This is a genomic window from Rhodococcus sp. SJ-2, from assembly GCF_053750035.1.
Genome location: NZ_CM132340.1, coordinates 182054 through 197053, shown reverse-complemented (window position 1 = coordinate 197053; position 15000 = coordinate 182054). Strand labels below are relative to the sequence as shown.

General features: G+C 65.3%; 17 protein-coding genes. 8 read left to right on the top strand and 9 right to left on the bottom strand.

Features of this window, described 5'->3' with window-relative positions:
- Positions 1-37: 37 nt before the first annotated feature.
- The 4 genes from ACSYG9_RS00975 (at position 38) to ACSYG9_RS00960 (ending at position 4155) form a co-directional block, all read left to right on the top strand.
- Entirely contained in the window at positions 38-841 is an 804-nt protein-coding gene (locus ACSYG9_RS00975; RefSeq protein ID WP_440125443.1) for an exodeoxyribonuclease III, read from the top strand.
- 45 nt (positions 842-886) lie between these two features.
- Complete coding sequence (gene trpS / locus ACSYG9_RS00970) at positions 887-1936, top strand: tryptophan--tRNA ligase (RefSeq protein WP_440125442.1); 1050 nt, start codon at positions 887-889, stop codon at positions 1934-1936.
- Positions 1937-1953: 17 nt separating this feature from the next.
- Positions 1954-3000 (top strand): inner membrane protein YhjD, encoded by a 1047-nt coding sequence (gene yhjD, locus ACSYG9_RS00965; protein ID WP_440125441.1) that lies wholly within the window; start codon positions 1954-1956, stop codon positions 2998-3000.
- A 114-nt stretch (positions 3001-3114) separates the two neighbouring features.
- Positions 3115-4155, top strand: a complete 1041-nt coding sequence (locus ACSYG9_RS00960; protein WP_440125440.1) for an NAD(P)-dependent alcohol dehydrogenase — start codon at positions 3115-3117, stop codon at positions 4153-4155.
- Between the two features lie 79 nt (positions 4156-4234).
- Here ACSYG9_RS00960 and ACSYG9_RS00955 read toward each other — a convergent pair whose 3' ends face one another.
- From ACSYG9_RS00955 to sdhC, 4 genes are read right to left on the bottom strand one after another with little or no spacing between them, the layout of a single operon-like run.
- The gene (locus tag ACSYG9_RS00955; protein WP_440125438.1) at positions 4235-5014 is read right to left on the bottom strand and encodes a succinate dehydrogenase iron-sulfur subunit; all 780 of its coding nucleotides are present in this window, start codon (positions 5012-5014) and stop codon (positions 4235-4237) included.
- Positions 5014-6765 (bottom strand): succinate dehydrogenase flavoprotein subunit, encoded by a 1752-nt coding sequence (sdhA, locus tag ACSYG9_RS00950; RefSeq protein WP_454840763.1) that lies wholly within the window; start codon positions 6763-6765, stop codon positions 5014-5016. Before sdhA ends, ACSYG9_RS00955 begins: the two co-directional genes overlap by 1 nt.
- 15 nt (positions 6766-6780) lie before the next feature.
- On the bottom strand, positions 6781-7221 hold the full coding sequence (locus ACSYG9_RS00945) for a succinate dehydrogenase hydrophobic membrane anchor subunit (RefSeq protein WP_440125436.1): 441 nt from the start codon (positions 7219-7221) through the stop codon (positions 6781-6783).
- Between the two features lies 1 nt (position 7222).
- The gene (sdhC, locus tag ACSYG9_RS00940; protein ID WP_454840761.1) at positions 7223-7558 is read right to left on the bottom strand and encodes a succinate dehydrogenase, cytochrome b556 subunit; all 336 of its coding nucleotides are present in this window, start codon (positions 7556-7558) and stop codon (positions 7223-7225) included.
- Positions 7559-7930: 372 nt separating this feature from the next.
- Here sdhC and ACSYG9_RS00935 point away from each other — a divergent pair, with 372 nt between their 5' ends.
- The 3 genes from ACSYG9_RS00935 to ACSYG9_RS00925 are packed head-to-tail and all read left to right on the top strand — an operon-like array spanning position 7931 to position 10685.
- Entirely contained in the window at positions 7931-8302 is a 372-nt protein-coding gene (locus ACSYG9_RS00935) for a cytidine deaminase (RefSeq protein ID WP_440127493.1), read from the top strand.
- Complete coding sequence (locus tag ACSYG9_RS00930; protein ID WP_454840759.1) at positions 8295-9578, top strand: thymidine phosphorylase; 1284 nt, start codon at positions 8295-8297, stop codon at positions 9576-9578. Before ACSYG9_RS00935 ends, ACSYG9_RS00930 begins: the two co-directional genes overlap by 8 nt.
- Before the next feature lie 18 nt (positions 9579-9596).
- Positions 9597-10685 (top strand): adenosine deaminase, encoded by a 1089-nt coding sequence (locus ACSYG9_RS00925; RefSeq protein ID WP_440125433.1) that lies wholly within the window; start codon positions 9597-9599, stop codon positions 10683-10685.
- 42 nt (positions 10686-10727) lie between these two features.
- Here ACSYG9_RS00925 and ACSYG9_RS00920 read toward each other — a convergent pair whose 3' ends face one another.
- From ACSYG9_RS00920 to ACSYG9_RS00900, 5 genes are all read right to left on the bottom strand, one after another.
- On the bottom strand, positions 10728-11954 hold the full coding sequence (locus ACSYG9_RS00920) for a primosomal protein (protein WP_454840757.1): 1227 nt from the start codon (positions 11952-11954) through the stop codon (positions 10728-10730).
- Positions 11955-12011: 57 nt separating this feature from the next.
- A complete protein-coding gene (locus ACSYG9_RS00915) occupies positions 12012-12311 on the bottom strand; it encodes a YbaB/EbfC family nucleoid-associated protein (protein ID WP_440125430.1) in 300 nt (99 codons plus the stop codon).
- A gap of 39 nt (positions 12312-12350) precedes the next feature.
- The gene (locus ACSYG9_RS00910) at positions 12351-12665 is read right to left on the bottom strand and encodes a hypothetical protein (RefSeq protein ID WP_454840754.1); all 315 of its coding nucleotides are present in this window, start codon (positions 12663-12665) and stop codon (positions 12351-12353) included.
- Between the two features lie 82 nt (positions 12666-12747).
- Positions 12748-13764, bottom strand: a complete 1017-nt coding sequence (locus ACSYG9_RS00905; protein WP_454840752.1) for a C40 family peptidase — start codon at positions 13762-13764, stop codon at positions 12748-12750.
- Positions 13764-14123, bottom strand: a complete 360-nt coding sequence (locus ACSYG9_RS00900) for a type VII secretion target (RefSeq protein WP_440125427.1) — start codon at positions 14121-14123, stop codon at positions 13764-13766. The genes ACSYG9_RS00905 and ACSYG9_RS00900 overlap by 1 nt, the downstream gene beginning before the upstream one ends.
- 104 nt (positions 14124-14227) lie before the next feature.
- Here ACSYG9_RS00900 and upp point away from each other — a divergent pair, with 104 nt between their 5' ends.
- On the top strand, positions 14228-14851 hold the full coding sequence (gene upp / locus ACSYG9_RS00895; RefSeq protein WP_440125426.1) for a uracil phosphoribosyltransferase: 624 nt from the start codon (positions 14228-14230) through the stop codon (positions 14849-14851).
- The last annotated feature ends 149 nt before the right edge of the window (positions 14852-15000 follow it).

The window sequence follows — 15000 nt, the reverse complement described above, 5'->3', positions numbered from 1 at the left end:
TTCCGCTCTGTCTGTGGAGTCGGATACGGTGTGCGGCGTGTCCCTCACCATCACCACCGTGAATGTCAACGGCGTGCGCGCTGCGGCAGGAAAGGGCCTGCTGGCCTGGCTCGAAACCTCCGCTGCCGACATCGTCTGCCTCCAGGAAGTACGCGCGACCGAGAAGCAGTTCCACGCCGCGATCGCGCCCGCCCTGGACGCCGGTTGGCATGTCACGGGATCAGAGGCGTCCGCGAAGGGACGCGCGGGGGTTGCGATCCTCTCGCGCACGCCGGCGGACGCCGTCCGCGTGGGTTTCGACGTCGACGAGTACGTCGACTCGGGCCGCTACATCGAGGCGGATTTCGGGGCCGTGACGGTCGGCAGCCTCTACCTGCCCACTGGGGAAGCCGGAACCCCGAAGCAGGACGACAAAGAACGCTTCATGAAGGGTTTTTCCGCGTATCTGGGAGAGCGCGCCTCCGACGTCGTTTCGGCCGGTCGGGACATGGTGGTGTGCGGCGACTGGAACATCGCCCACACCGAGCGCGACATCAAGAACTGGAAGGGCAACGTCAAGAAATCGGGCTTCCTGCCCGAAGAACGCGACTGGGTGGGCGATCTGCTCGCCACCGGCCGATGGCACGACGTCGTGCGTGACGTCCACGGCGACGTCGCAGGCCCCTACTCCTGGTGGTCCTACCGCGGTAAGGCCTTCGACACCGACGCCGGCTGGCGCATCGACTACCACCTCGTGACGCCCGCGCTGGCGGAGCGGGTCGTCGACGCCCGGGTCGAACGCGCCGCGACGTATGCGGAACGCTGGTCCGATCATGCGCCGGTGACCGTCCGATTCCACTGACACCTCCTGCGGCGGCCGGATCCGGTGCGTGAAAGTATCGAGGCCATGTCGACGCCAGATCAGAACACCACAGCGCAGGACTCCCGGCCGGCCGCCAGGCCCCGGGTGCTCTCGGGCATCCAGCCCACCTCGGATTCGTTCCACCTCGGGAACTTTCTGGGGGCGTTGCAGCAGTGGGTTCCGGCGCAGGACGAGAACGACGCCTTCTACTTCATCCCCGACCTGCACGCCATCACGGTGCCGCAGAAACCGAAGGAGCTGCGGCAGCGGGTCCTCGTTGCCGCAGCGCAGCTGCTTGCGATCGGGATCGATCCGGAGCGCTCCGTGCTGTTCGTGCAGAGCCAGGTTCCCGAGCATGCCGAGTTGTCCTGGGTGCTCAACTGCCTCACCGGTTTCGGTGAAGCGAGCCGCATGACGCAGTTCAAGGACAAGTCGGCCAAGCAGGGGTCCGATCATGCGAGCGTCGGCCTGTTCACCTATCCGGTGCTCATGGCCGCGGACATCCTTCTCTACCGCGCCCACAAGGTCCCCGTCGGTGAGGACCAGCGCCAGCACCTCGAGCTCACCCGCGACCTCGCGCAGCGTTTCAACAAGCGGTTCGGAAAGACCTTCGTCGTTCCGGAGCCTCAGATCGTCAAGGGCACAGCCAAGATCTACGACCTGCAGGACCCGACGTCGAAGATGAGCAAGTCGGCGGCCACCGACGCCGGCCTGATCAATCTGCTCGACGACCCGAAGATCTCGGCGAAGAAGATCAAGTCGGCGGTGACCGACAACGACCGTGAGATCCGATTCGACCCGGAGAACAAGCCGGGCGTGAGCAACCTGCTCACCATCCAATCAGCACTGTCGGGCCGCTCGGTCGACGAACTCGTCGCCGGGTACGACGGCAAGGGCTACGGCGATCTGAAGGGGGACACCGCCGAGGTCCTCACCGAGTTCGTGACTCCGCTGCGCGCGAAGGTGGATGAGTACCTCGCAGACGAAGCGGAACTGCTCCGAATCCTGTCGAACGGAGCGGAGCGGGCACGCGAGGTCGCTTCCCGGACGCTGACGCAGGTCTATGACAAGGTGGGATTCCTACCCCGGAATTGACCCGTAAGGAGACCCAGATGGTCGGTGAGCCGGACGGCGACAAGAAGCCGAGTTTTCTCGAGCGTCAGCGTGCGGCCCGACCGTGGCTCGACCATCTGGTGCGGTCCGGTGTGCGGTATCAGGAGAACAAGGGCGACTATTACGCTGCGGGCCTGACCTACTTCACGGTTCTTGCGATCGTTCCGGTCATCATGGTCGGGTTCTCGATAGCCGGTTTCGTCCTTGCCGGTCGGCCCGAGATGCTCGAGCAGATAAGCGCGGCGATCACCGAGAACATTCCGGGTGAACTCGGTGGCACCGTCCAGGGAATCATCGATTCCGCGATCGATTCCCGCGGCGCGGTGGGGGTCATCGGTCTGATCACCGCGTCGTACGCCGGCCTGGGCTGGATGGCGAACCTGCGGGATGCCCTCACCGCGATGTGGGACCATCCGCGCGAGAAGGGGAACTTTCTCGTCGTCAAGCTCAAGGACGGCGGTGCGTTGATCAGCCTGGGTTTGGCGATGGTCGTGTCGTTGGGATTGTCCGCGGTCAGCAGCGGGCCGGTGATGCGGTGGATCGTGGAACTGCTGAACATCGAGAACATCGTCGGTGTGGGTGTGCTTCTGCGTATCGTCGCTCTTCTCATTGCGGTCACTGCCACGAGTGCGGTGTTCACGTGGGTCATCGCCCGGCTGCCCCGTGAGCCGGTCACCTTCCGCAGCGCGATCCTCGGCGGTGTGATCGCGGGAATCGGCTTCGAAATCCTCAAACAGGCCGGCTCGATCTACCTCGAGAGTGTTCTCCAGGGCCCCGCAGGTGTCGCGTTCGGTCCGATACTCGGCATCCTGGTTTTCGGAAACATCACTGCGCGACTGGTGTTGTTCTGCACCGCATTCGCCGCGTCGACGAAGGCGAACTTGGCACTCGCGTATGTCCCGGCGCCGGATTCCGCGATCATCACCCCGCGTGTACAGGTCAACGAGGGGACAGGGGTGCGCGGCGGGATCGCGCTGGTGGGGGCCGGTGTCCTCGGTGGCGCACTGCTCGGATCGCGGGTCCGGAACCGGCGTTCGCGCGGTTAGGCGCCGGATTCAGGTCTGCGGCCCCGACTGCCTACGCACCGCTTCGATGAACAGGGCCGGTCGATTCGGTGAGATCACCTGCCACCGCTGCCGATCGGCCGTACCGTCGAAACCATGAAAGCCGTCCAGTACACCGAGATCGGTGCGGAACCGGTCGTCGTAGAGATTCCCACGCCTTCCCCTGGTCCCGGCGAGGTTTTGCTGAAGGTCACCGCTGCGGGCCTGTGCCACTCCGACATCTTCGTAATGGATCTCCCCACCGATGCCTACGGATACGGGCTGCCGCTGACCCTCGGCCACGAGGGAGCCGGTACCGTCGCCGAACTGGGTGCAGGAGTCGGCAACCTCGCGGTCGGCGATGCGGTCGCCGTGTACGGGCCGTGGGGGTGCGGTGACTGCCATGCGTGTGCCCGCGGCCGCGAGAACTACTGCGCCCGTGCTTCGGACCTCGGGATCACCCCGCCGGGGCTCGGTTTCCCCGGATCCATGGCCGAATACATGATCGTCGATTCGACCCGGCACCTCGTGCCCATCGGTGATCTCGACCCGGTCACCGCGGCGCCGCTGACCGACGCGGGTCTGACCCCGTATCACGCGATCAACCGGGTGCTGCCGCTCCTCGGACCCGGGTCCACCGCGGTGGTGGTCGGTGTCGGCGGACTCGGTCACGTCGGTATCCAGATCCTGCGGGCGATCAGCGCGGCCCGGGTCGTCGCGGTCGATCTCGACGACGACCGGCTCGCACTGGCCCGCACCGTCGGCGCCGATGCCGCGATCCGATCCGATGCGGGAGCGGCCGCTGCGATCCGCGACCTCACCGGTGGGCAGGGCGCGACCGCGGTGTTCGATTTCGTCGGAGCCCAGGCGACGATCGACATGGCCCAGCAGGTCGTGGCGATCGACGGTCACATCTCGATCGTCGGAATCCACTCCGGCGCCCACGCGAAGGTCGGTTTCTTCCTCGTTCCGTTCGGTGCCTCCGTCGTGACCCCGTACTGGGGGTCACGTACTGAACTGATGGAGGTGATCGCCCTCGCGCGAGCCGGCAGGCTCGACATCCACACCGAGACTTTCACCCTCGACGAAGGTCCAGAGGCGTACCGGAGGTTGCGTGAGGGCACCATCCTCGGCCGAGGCGTAGTCGTTCCCGGCTGAGAGGACATGGTTTCAGATACAGCGAAGGCCCGCACACGAGTGTGCGGGCCTTCGTCGGGGCTGCAGTGGTGGTCTGCTGTCAGCGTGCAAACATCAGCGCGCGCTTGACTTCCTGGATCGCCTTCGTCACCTGGATGCCGCGAGGGCATGCGTCGGTGCAGTTGAAGGTGGTGCGGCAGCGCCACACGCCTTCCTTGTCGTTGAGGATGTCCAGCCGCTCGGCGGCACCTTCGTCACGCGAGTCGAAGATGAACCGGTGAGCGTTGACAATGGCAGCGGGACCGAAGTAGCTGCCGTCGCTCCAGTACACCGGGCACGAGGTGGTGCAGCAAGCGCACAGGATGCACTTGGTGGTGTCGTCGAAACGTGCGCGGTCGTGCTGTGACTGGATGCGCTCGCGGGTCGGCTCGTTGCCGGTCGCGATGAGGAACGGCTTGACGGCACGGAACGCGTCGAAGAACGGTTCCATGTCGACGATGAGATCCTTCTCGACGGGCAGGCCGCGGATGGGCTCGATCGTGATGGTGACCGGCTTGCCGTCCTTGGGCAGCATGTCCTTCATGAGGATCTTGCAGGCCAGGCGGTTGACGCCGTTGATCCGCATCGCGTCGGACCCGCACACACCGTGTGCACAGCTGCGCCGGAACGTGAGGGTGCCGTCGAGGTAGCCCTTCACGTACAGCAGCAGGTTGAGCATGCGGTCGGTGGGAAGCGCGGGAACCTGGAAGGAGTCCCAGTGCTGGCCCTTGCCGTCCTCCGGGTTGAACCGGGCGATCTTGAGCGTGATCATGGTCGCGCCCTCGGGCACGGGAGGCAGCTCGGACGCGGAGACGCTGTCGTTCTTCTCGATAGTTGTCATCAGTACTTACGCTCCATGGGCTCGTACCGGGTCTGGACCACCGGCTTGTAGTCCAGGCGGATGTCGGAGATCAGGTCCTCGCCCACCTTGTAAGCCATGGTGTGCTTCATGTAGGTCGCGTCGTCCCGGTCGGGGTAGTCCTCGCGGGCGTGACCGCCGCGCGATTCCTTGCGGTTGAGGGCACCGACGACGGTCACCTCGGCCATTTCGAGCAGGAAGCCGAGCTCGAGGGCCTCGAGCAGGTCGCTGTTGTAGCGCTTGCCCTTGTCGTGGACGGTGATCTCCTTGTAGCGCTTCTTCAGCTCATGGACATCATTGAGCGCCTGTGTCAGCGTCTCCTCGGTGCGGAACACCGATGCGTTGTTGTCCATCGACTGCTGGAGGTCGCGGCGGATATCGGCGACGCGCTCACTGCCACCCTGGTGCAGGATGAGGTCGAGCCAGTCGTCGACGTACTTCGTGGGGTTCTCAGGCAGATCCACGTGCTCGGAGCTGTTCGCGTATTCGGCGGCAGCGATTCCGGCGCGACGACCGAACACGTTGATATCGAGCAGCGAGTTGGTGCCGAGACGGTTGGCGCCGTGCACCGACACGCATGCGCATTCGCCGGCCGCGTACAGACCCCTGACGATCTCGTCGTTGTTGCGCAGGACCTCGCCCTGGACGTTGGTGGGGATACCACCCATGACGTAGTGGCAGGTCGGGTACACCGGAACGAGCTCGGTGACGGGGTCGACGCCGAGGTAGGTCCGTGCGAACTCGGTGATGTCGGGAAGCTTCTCCTCGAGCACCTCCTCGCCGAGGTGGGTCACGTCGATGTAGACATAATCCTTGTTCGGCCCGGCGCCGCGGCCTTCGAGTACCTCGAGCACCATCGAGCGCGCGACGATGTCGCGGGGTGCGAGGTCCTTGATGGTGGGGGCGTAGCGCTCCATGAAGCGTTCGCCATCGGCGTTACGGAGGATGCCACCTTCACCGCGGACGGCTTCGGAGATCAGGATGCCCAGGCCCGCGAGTCCTGTCGGATGGAACTGGTGGAATTCCATGTCCTCGAGCGGCAGGCCCTTGCGGAAGATGATGCCGAGGCCGTCACCGGTGAGGGTGTGGGCATTGGACGTCGTCTTGTACATGCGGCCTGAACCGCCGGTCGCGAACACGATCGACTTCGCGTGGAAGACGTGGATCTCACCGGTGGCGAGTTCGTACGCGATCACGCCGGTCGCGACGGGCCCGTCCGGGGTCTCCGTCAGAGAGATGTCGAGCGCGTAGAACTCGTTGAAGAACTCGACGTCGTGCTTGACGCAGTTCTGGTACAGCGTCTGCAGGATCATGTGTCCTGTGCGGTCGGCTGCGTAGCACGCACGACGGACCGGGGCCTTGCCGTGGTCACGGGTGTGGCCACCGAATCGACGCTGGTCGATCTTGCCCTCGGGCGTGCGGTTGAACGGAAGGCCCATCTTCTCGAGGTCGAGGACCGCGTCGATGGCTTCCTTCGCCATGATCTCGACAGCGTCCTGGTCGGCGAGGTAGTCGCCGCCCTTGACGGTGTCGAATGTGTGCCACTCCCAGTTGTCTTCCTCGACGTTCGCCAGGGCAGCACACATGCCACCCTGTGCGGCGCCGGTGTGGCTGCGAGTGGGGTAGAGCTTGGTCAGAACCGCGGTGCGGGCCCGGGGGCCTGCTTCGATCGCGGCGCGCATTCCGGCGCCACCTGCGCCGACGATGACCACGTCGTAACGATGTTCCTGCATGAAGTCTTGGCTCCCCTAGCTCGCAACGATGTTGGGATCGAAGGTGAAGATCACGTAGGTACCCAGACCCATGATCAGGATCATCGACACGACCAGGATCGTGTTGAGCCAGAACCGGGTGGAGTCCTTGCGTGCGTAGTCCGCGATGACGGTGCGCAGTCCGTTGCCACCGTGCAGCTGTGCGAGCCACAGCATCGACAGGTCCCAAACCTGCCAGAACGGGCTGGACCATCGACCCGCGACGAAGGCGAAGTTGATGCGGTGCACGCCGTCGTCGAGCATCAGCATGATCAGCAGGTGGCCGAGCACCAGGATGATCAGTGCGACGCCGGACAGGCGCATGAACATCCACGCGTACAGCTCGAAGTTGTTCTTCGCTGCGCGACGCGGAGACCGCGGATTGTCGAGGCTGGCCGGGCGGTCGTACGACGTGCCCAGGGTCTTCGCTTCGGTCATGTCAGTGCCCCGCAAACATGTTGTAGAAGATGCGAATGGTCGCGGGGATCATCACCACGAACCAGATCGCCAGGATCGTCCAGAGCATCATGCGCTGGTACTTCGGGCCCTTGGACCAGAAGTCGATCAGCATGACGCGCAAGCCGTTGAGAGCGTGGTAGAGCACCATGGCCACCAGGCCGAGCTCCATCAGGCCGACGATCGGGTTCTTGTAGGTGTCGATGACCGCGTCATAGGTCTCGGGGTTGACCCGGACGAGTGCGGTATCGAGGACGTGGACGAATAGGAAGAAGAACGTCGCCACGCCGGTGATCCGGTGTAGAACCCAGGACCACATGCCGGGGTCCCCCCGGTATAGCGACCGTGTGCGCCCCGCCGGTGCGGGGGCGGCTTCAGTCGTGCTGCTCATCGAGTGCTGTGCCTCCAACGTCAATGGTGGACGCGTCGAGCCGCTCTCGCTGTGGAAATCCGCAGTACCGGGCCCGACGTGAAACCTGAACCGACTTGGCTCGACTCTAAACCCATCGCAAAGCCGGGAACTAATCTCCCGGCTGATTCGTACGGGGGTGAAATCATAAGTTAGGTTTGCCTTTCCAACTGTGATCACGGGCGGTGGGGGCGTCGAAGCGTTGCGTAGGCCACCATGGAAGGATGGGAAACCGTGCCGGAAATTGACTGGAAGTCCTTGCGCGCCAAAGCACATGAGGTGATGGCTCGTGCCTATGCTCCCTACTCGAGGTTTCCGGTGGGGGCTGCGGCTCTCACTGTGGACGGCCGGACTGTGAGCGGGTGCAATGTGGAAAATGTCTCACACGGATTGGGTCTTTGTGCCGAATGCGTACTCGTCGGTAACTTGATCTCCGGTGGTGGAGGGCGTCTTCGAGCGGTCGCCGTGTGCGACGGTCGCGGGGAAATACTGGTGCCATGCGGCCGATGCAGGCAGGTCCTTCTCGAGCATGGTGGCCCCGGTCTGCTCATCGACACCACAACCGGTCCCCGCTCGATGTCGGAACTCCTTCCCGATGCCTTCGGTCCCGAGCACCTCGCCGCGGTGGGCCCCGAGGGGGGTGGCCATGCCTGAGATCGCCTCGATCATCCGGAGCAAGCGCGACGGCTTCGAACTGACCGGATCCGAAATCGACTGGGTGATAGAAGCGTTCACTCACGGGATCGTCGCCGACGAGCAGATGTCCGCGCTTGCCATGGCCATCTACTTCCGCGGAATGAGTCGCACCGAGACTTCGCGCTGGACAACGGCGATGATCGACTCGGGCCGGCGGCTCGACTTCACCGGCCTGGGGCTGCGTACTGTCGACAAGCATTCGACCGGTGGGGTGGGGGACAAGATCACCTTGCCGCTCGCTCCGTTGGTGGCCGCGTGCGGCGTGGCGGTGCCCCAGCTGTCGGGTCGCGGTCTCGGACATACCGGGGGCACGCTCGACAAGCTCGAATCGATTCGCGGGTGGCGTGCCGAGCTGAGCACCGCCGAGATGGCCGAGATCCTCACCGACCCTGCCGTCGGGGCCGTCGTCTGCGCCGCCGGCGCGGATCTGGCGCCTGCCGACCGGAAGCTCTACGCGCTGCGCGACGTGACCGGCACCGTCGAATCGATCCCACTGATCGCCAGTTCGATCATGAGCAAGAAGATCGCCGAAGGCGCGGGAGCACTCGTTCTCGACGTGAAGGTCGGCAGCGGGGCGTTCATGAAGGAACTCGGAGAAGCCCGCGAGCTCGCCAGGACGATGGTGGAACTCGCATCCGATGCCGGTCTGAGCACCACTGCCCTGCTCACTCGGATGGACACACCGCTCGGGCGCACCGTGGGTAATGCCCTCGAAGTGGGCGAGGCGATCGAGGTACTTGCAGGCGGTGGTCCCGAGGACGTCGTCGAACTGACGCTCGCGCTCGCCCGCGACATGCTCGCAGCGGCGGGCGTCGACGATATCGACCCCGCCGATCGGCTTCGCGACGGGTCTGCGATGGACCGCTGGCGTTCGATGATCGTCGCTCAGGGCGGTGACCCCGATGCGTCGCTACCGACCGCGTCCTGCACCGAGACCGTGTACGCCGAGTCGGACGGGATCCTGATCGGCCTCGATGCCATGGCCGTCGGACTCTGCGCGTGGCGGCTCGGTGCGGGCCGCACGCATCAGGGCAGCGCTGTGCAGGCAGGCGCGGGTGTCGAACTGCACGTGGTACTCGGCGATTCGGTCCGTGCGGGCCAGCCGATCGCAACACTCCATACCGACACGCCACAGGCGTTCCCGACCGCGCTCACGAGTTTGCGCGACGGAGTGCAGATCGGAACAGAGCCGCCGGAGCGGCGCCCGCTCGTCATCGAGCGGATCACCGAGTAGGCGACTACCGTCCGAGACATGAACGAGCAGCCGAGCGGGGCGCGGCTCCGGATCGCGCCCAAAGTGGTCCTGCACGACCACCTCGACGGCGGGCTGCGGCCCGAATCGATCCTTCAACTCGCCGGGGAGTGTGGTCATCGACTGCCTGCCGATACCGCAGACGGACTCGCCTCGTGGTTCCGTGACTCCGCCGACAGCGGGTCGCTCGAACGTTACCTGGAGACCTTCGAGCACACCGTTGCCGTGATGCAGACTCCCGAAGGTCTCGAGCGGGTCGCGCGGGAATGCGTCGTCGATCTCGCGGGCGACGGCGTCGTCTACGCCGAGGTGCGGTTCGCGCCCGAACAGCATCTCGAGCGGGGTCTGAGTCTCGACCGTGTGGTCGAGCATGTCCTCGAAGGATTCCGGGCCGGGGAGTCGGAAGTAGCAGCGGCAAGTGGGCGACGCATTCGGGTGGGATGCCTGCTCACCGCGATGCGGCATGCTGCCCGTTCTCGGGAGATCGCCGAACTGGCCGTGCGGTACCGCGACCGCGGGGTCGTCGGATTCGACATCGCGGGGGCAGAGGCCGGAAATCCTCCGAGCAGACATCTCGATGCTTTCGAGTACACGCGCGCCGCGAACGCACACTTCACGATTCACGCCGGTGAGGCGTTCGGCCTGCCGTCGATCCATGAGGCGGTCGCATTCTGCGGTACCGACCGTCTCGGGCATGGCGTACGCATCGTCGACGACATCACCGTCGGCTCGGATGGCGAGGCAACCCTCGGTCTGCTTGCGAACTACGTGCGGGACAAGAGAATTCCGTTGGAGCTGTGCCCCAGTTCCAACGTGCAGACCGGTGCAGTGCGAACGATCGAGGAACACCCCTTCGACCTGCTCGCCCGCCTGCGTTTCCGCGTGACCGTCAACACCGACAACCGGCTGATGAGCGACACCACGATGACGCGGGAGATGTCTCGGCTCGTCGAGGCGTTCGGCTACGGGTGGTCGGATCTCGAGCGTTTCACCATCAACGCGATGAAATCGGCGTTCCTCCCGTTCGACCAGCGCCTCGAACTGATCGACGAGGTGATCAAGCCCGGATACGCAGTGCTCGTGGGGTGAGCACCCGGTAGGTACCGCCCCGCGTGGTCCGCGCGGAGAGCCTCACAGCTTGCGTAGATGGGCCTCGAACTCACGCTCGAGGTCGCGCCACGCGACGGCCTCTGCATCGAACGGGGCGCTCGGCGCGGGCCTGCTTGCATCCGGTTCGATCACGTAGTTGACGAACCAGCCGAGCTCGGTGGACCCGGCAAGGGCGGCGTCGGTTGCGTCCTCGCCGACATAGTTCGCGGCATCGGTGAACAGCTCGACGGCGAGTTCCATCTGCTCGGGATCGACCGCGGCTACGCCTTCGACGATGTCGTCGGCGATGCCTGTGAGCACGTAGACGTTGTCCTCGGTGACCGCGACCTCGAGTGAGCCGTCGGTGGCGGCGTGCCTGATGGTCTCGTAGGTCTCCAGCGGTGCCAGATCATGGTCGTGGTTGTCGGCAAGGTACCGGCCGAGCGCGCGTTCGGACCCGAATACGAGGATCGAGCCCTCGGAGCCGAGGAACACGGCGTCATCGTCTAGATAGCACCGCAGCGTGAACCACGTGCCCTCGCTGGTGATGATCTTGATGGGATCGATGCCCACGGACGTCCAGAAGTCGTCGCCCGCCTCGTCGTCGACGTACTCGTATTCGTCGTCCTCGGCATCATCGACCGCGTCGTCCGCCTCGACATCGTTCTCGTCGACCGCGACCAGTTCGGATTCGATCTCCGAGACGGCTGCCTCATCTGTGTCGGGGGTCGTGACGACCGCGTCGAGTGCGTCGATCACGTCGTCCCAATCCTGGACCACCGCGGCACCGAGCTCGTTCCACAGATCCGCGCCGGTGCGGTCGTCGAACGCCGCGACACCGTAGCGAAGGACCGTGTCCACTTCGGGCCGTTCGAAGAACTTGGTGACCACATCGAGCTCGCACACGTCGCCGAGAATGCTGACGATGTCGAAGGTGTCCTGGAGCTCCGAGACGAAGACCGGGTCGAGGTCGCCCGCTACCAGCTCCGGGACTCCGACCAGATCGAATGCGTGGGCCTCGTCGGGCTCGAATTCGACGGCGGCGAGCTTCGACACGACAGGCCACGCCGGATGCTCGACGAGATCGTTGTCGTTGTTCGCACGCACGAACGCGACGAGGTGCGCGACCGACGGGAACCCGTACAGGTCGTCGCCGTGGCCGAGGAAGGCCTCCCACTCGTCATCACCTTCGCGCCACTTCGGCGCCCACAAGGTGACGAGGTCGCCGTGGGTGAGACCGAGTTCGATCGGGACGATGTCTCCAGCCATGGCGCGAAGCCTAGCCATTGCGGCGTCGAAGATATAGCGGGGGAGGGGAGAAAAGCGTCACGCGAGTGCACTCCGCAGGTCTTGGAGCAGACGGGCACGTTCCGCGCCGGCTCGGCGCGCGGCCTCGTGAGCGGTCGCGAGGATCTCGGATCCGAGCGCGGCCGCGTCGCGCCGGGTCACTGATTCTGCCAGTTCCAGGCGTGTCAAGGCGCCGCGACCGTCGACGTGCGCGACGATGCTGCCGTCCACGTTCTTCGCGGAACCCCGCACCGTGCGGAGTCCGTCGAGTGTGTGCTCGAGCGCGCCGAGCTGTGTGCGTACACGGTCGACGATCTGCTCGACCTGTTGTTCACTCATGAGCTGCTGTCCTTCGGACTCGTGGTGCCGGGTTGCCGGTCACAGAGGGCGGTGGATGAAGGCCGGGTGCGGGCCGTGACCTTCGTGGTCGCGTTCGATATCGGGGAGGTCGGCGCGGGTGGGCATGCCCATCCGGTCGAGGACGTCGCTGTGAACGCCCTGTGCCGAGAGTTGCTCGCGCCGCAGAATCGCCGCTTCGAGCGCTGCCTGGCGATTGAGCGCCACGATGGCTTCGGCGAGTTGTGCGGCTGGGAACCGCAGTTCACGCGGGTCGATCCGCAGATCGATCGGGAGGCCTTCGTCGGTGGAGCGGACTCGGATCGTGCCTGCAGTGTTCTGTGCTGTTGCTGTCACCGGGACTGTCTTGTTGGTGTCCATACACGGTTGGACGCATCAGGCGGCGTATCGGTTCCCACCGGGCCAGGGAAAGGTTCGGTCACTCGGTGGGCCGATAGAAGCCCTGGAAGCCCATCCCACCGTTCGTGGTGCGGATCGGGGTCACCGAGACGGGGTCGCCTGCTTCGATCATCATCCCGCCACCGACCACCATTGCGACGTGCCCGTCCCAGACCGCGAGGTCGCCCGGAAGCACGGACCCGGCGTCGACAGGCGTACCGACATCCTGTTCCTGTGCGAGACGCGGAATCGCGACACCGGCTTCCCCGTATGCCCACTGGGTCAGGCCGCTGCAGTCGAGTCCGCGGCCGGGAGTGGTACCACCCCACACGTACGGCGTCCCCTGTTGGCCGAGCGCGCGACGAACGGCTTCGGCAGCGGTCGGGTTCGGAGCATGCGCGACAGAGCCGTCGGGCAACGCCACCGCGACCCCTGCGCCGGCCTCGGCTGCCGAGCCGCTCATCGTGGAGATCTCGCCGTACTCCGCCGGCCGTCCTCCTGGTGCGGCCGGTACGGTGCCACTCTCTGCCGGAGGCAGAACTCCCGTCGGTGGCTCGGGGAGCAATGCTGTCACCTTCGCGGTGAGTTCGGAGAGGGACGACGTCACTCGGGTGAGAACGTCCAGACCCTCGACGATGTGCTCGATTGCAGCGGTGATCAGCATCAATTGGCCCTGCGGGAGAGCCAGCGCGGGTGCTGCCTGCTGGGCGAGCCTGACGAACGAATCGATGATGCGCTTCAACTCGGCCGCCCCGGTGGCAACCGTGACGGTCGCCTCGAGCGCGCTCGTGGCGAGCTCGATGCCTCGGTCGACGGCGCCGATGGTGTCGGCGAGAATCCGCTCGGCGCTGCCGATTGCCGCTTCGGCGGCGGTGCCGGTCCACCCCCACGAGAGCTCAGCGAGCGCGTTCCGGCAGCCGGCTTGGGCTTCTTCTGCCATCGCGCATCCCGCGCGCAGGCCGCTGCCCGGGTCGTAGCCTGCAGGCGCGTCGGAACCGAGGGTTCCGAGCAGATCATGAAGGGGCGAGATGAGGGTGTCTGCGCCCACCCCGGCCATCACAGGGCGCCCTCGGAGCTGCCCAGCACGTCGGTGCTGCCGTGCAGGGCAATGACGGTTTCGTTCTCGGTGCGTTCGTAGGCGGCCGCGGTCAGCGTCGCCATCGTGCTCATTCCCGAGAAAGCCTCGCGAATCCGATCGAGTTCGCAAGAGTGACCGTCGTATGCGGCGGTGAAGGCGGCGAGGAAGTCGGCACCGACCGGTCCGAGCAGGGGTATGAGCGCGGCCGGGTCGCTCGATCCGGTACGGAGTCCGGCCTGGTCGACCTGGTCGGCGAGTTCCGCGGCGACGCGACCGAAGCCCGCGATCACCGCTGTATCAGCATGGAGTGTTCCAGTGTCGGTCTGTGGGTGGGGCACCGCTCGTCTCCTCGTTCACCGATGGATCTGTGTCACATAATGTGTGTCACATTGTTTCGACGCACCGGACGGCACTTCGGTTCCGTCGTTCTATCCTTCGATTCATGGACTCGCTCGTGGTCGACCACCCGCTCGCCGCTTCCCTGCTCACAATTCTTCGGGATGAACGCAGCGACAATGCTGCATTCAGGCACGCCCTGCGCCGACTCACTCAAATGTTGATCTACGAGGCGGTGCGCGAGGCCCCGCTCGAGACGTTCGAGGTTCGCACTCCCGTCACCGTCACGACCGGCGTCCGGTTGAAGCAACCGCCGCTGCTCGTTCCGGTATTGCGTGCCGGGCTCGGCATGGTCGAGCAAGCGCACGCCCTGATACCGCAGGCGCAGGTCGGGTTCGTGGGGCTTGCCCGCGACGAGGAGACCTTCGAACCGGTGCCGTATCTGGAATCGCTACCCGAGGACCTGTCGGGGCTGCCGGTGTTCGTGCTCGATCCGATGCTCGCGACCGGTGGCTCGATGGTGCAGACGCTGGACATGCTCGCGTCGCGCGGCGCGACCGACATCACCGCGGTGTGCGTGGTGGCTGCGCCGCAGGGAGTCGAGACGCTTGCCGCGTCGGGGCATCCGGTACGTCTGGTGACCGCGTCGATCGACGAGGGGCTCAACGAGGCGAAGTACATAGTGCCGGGATTGGGAGACGCGGGCGACCGGCAGTTCGGACCGCGCTGATACCGCCGGGGGTATGTTACCAATGTGTTCGATGGGTCTGGTGTGACGCAAGAGTGTTTCTGATTCGTAATTGAACGGTGACCGGCTTTGCCATGTCGCGGCTGCGACATCGTTACGCTGCTGGCTGTTCGCAACGTCCGTTGCGACGA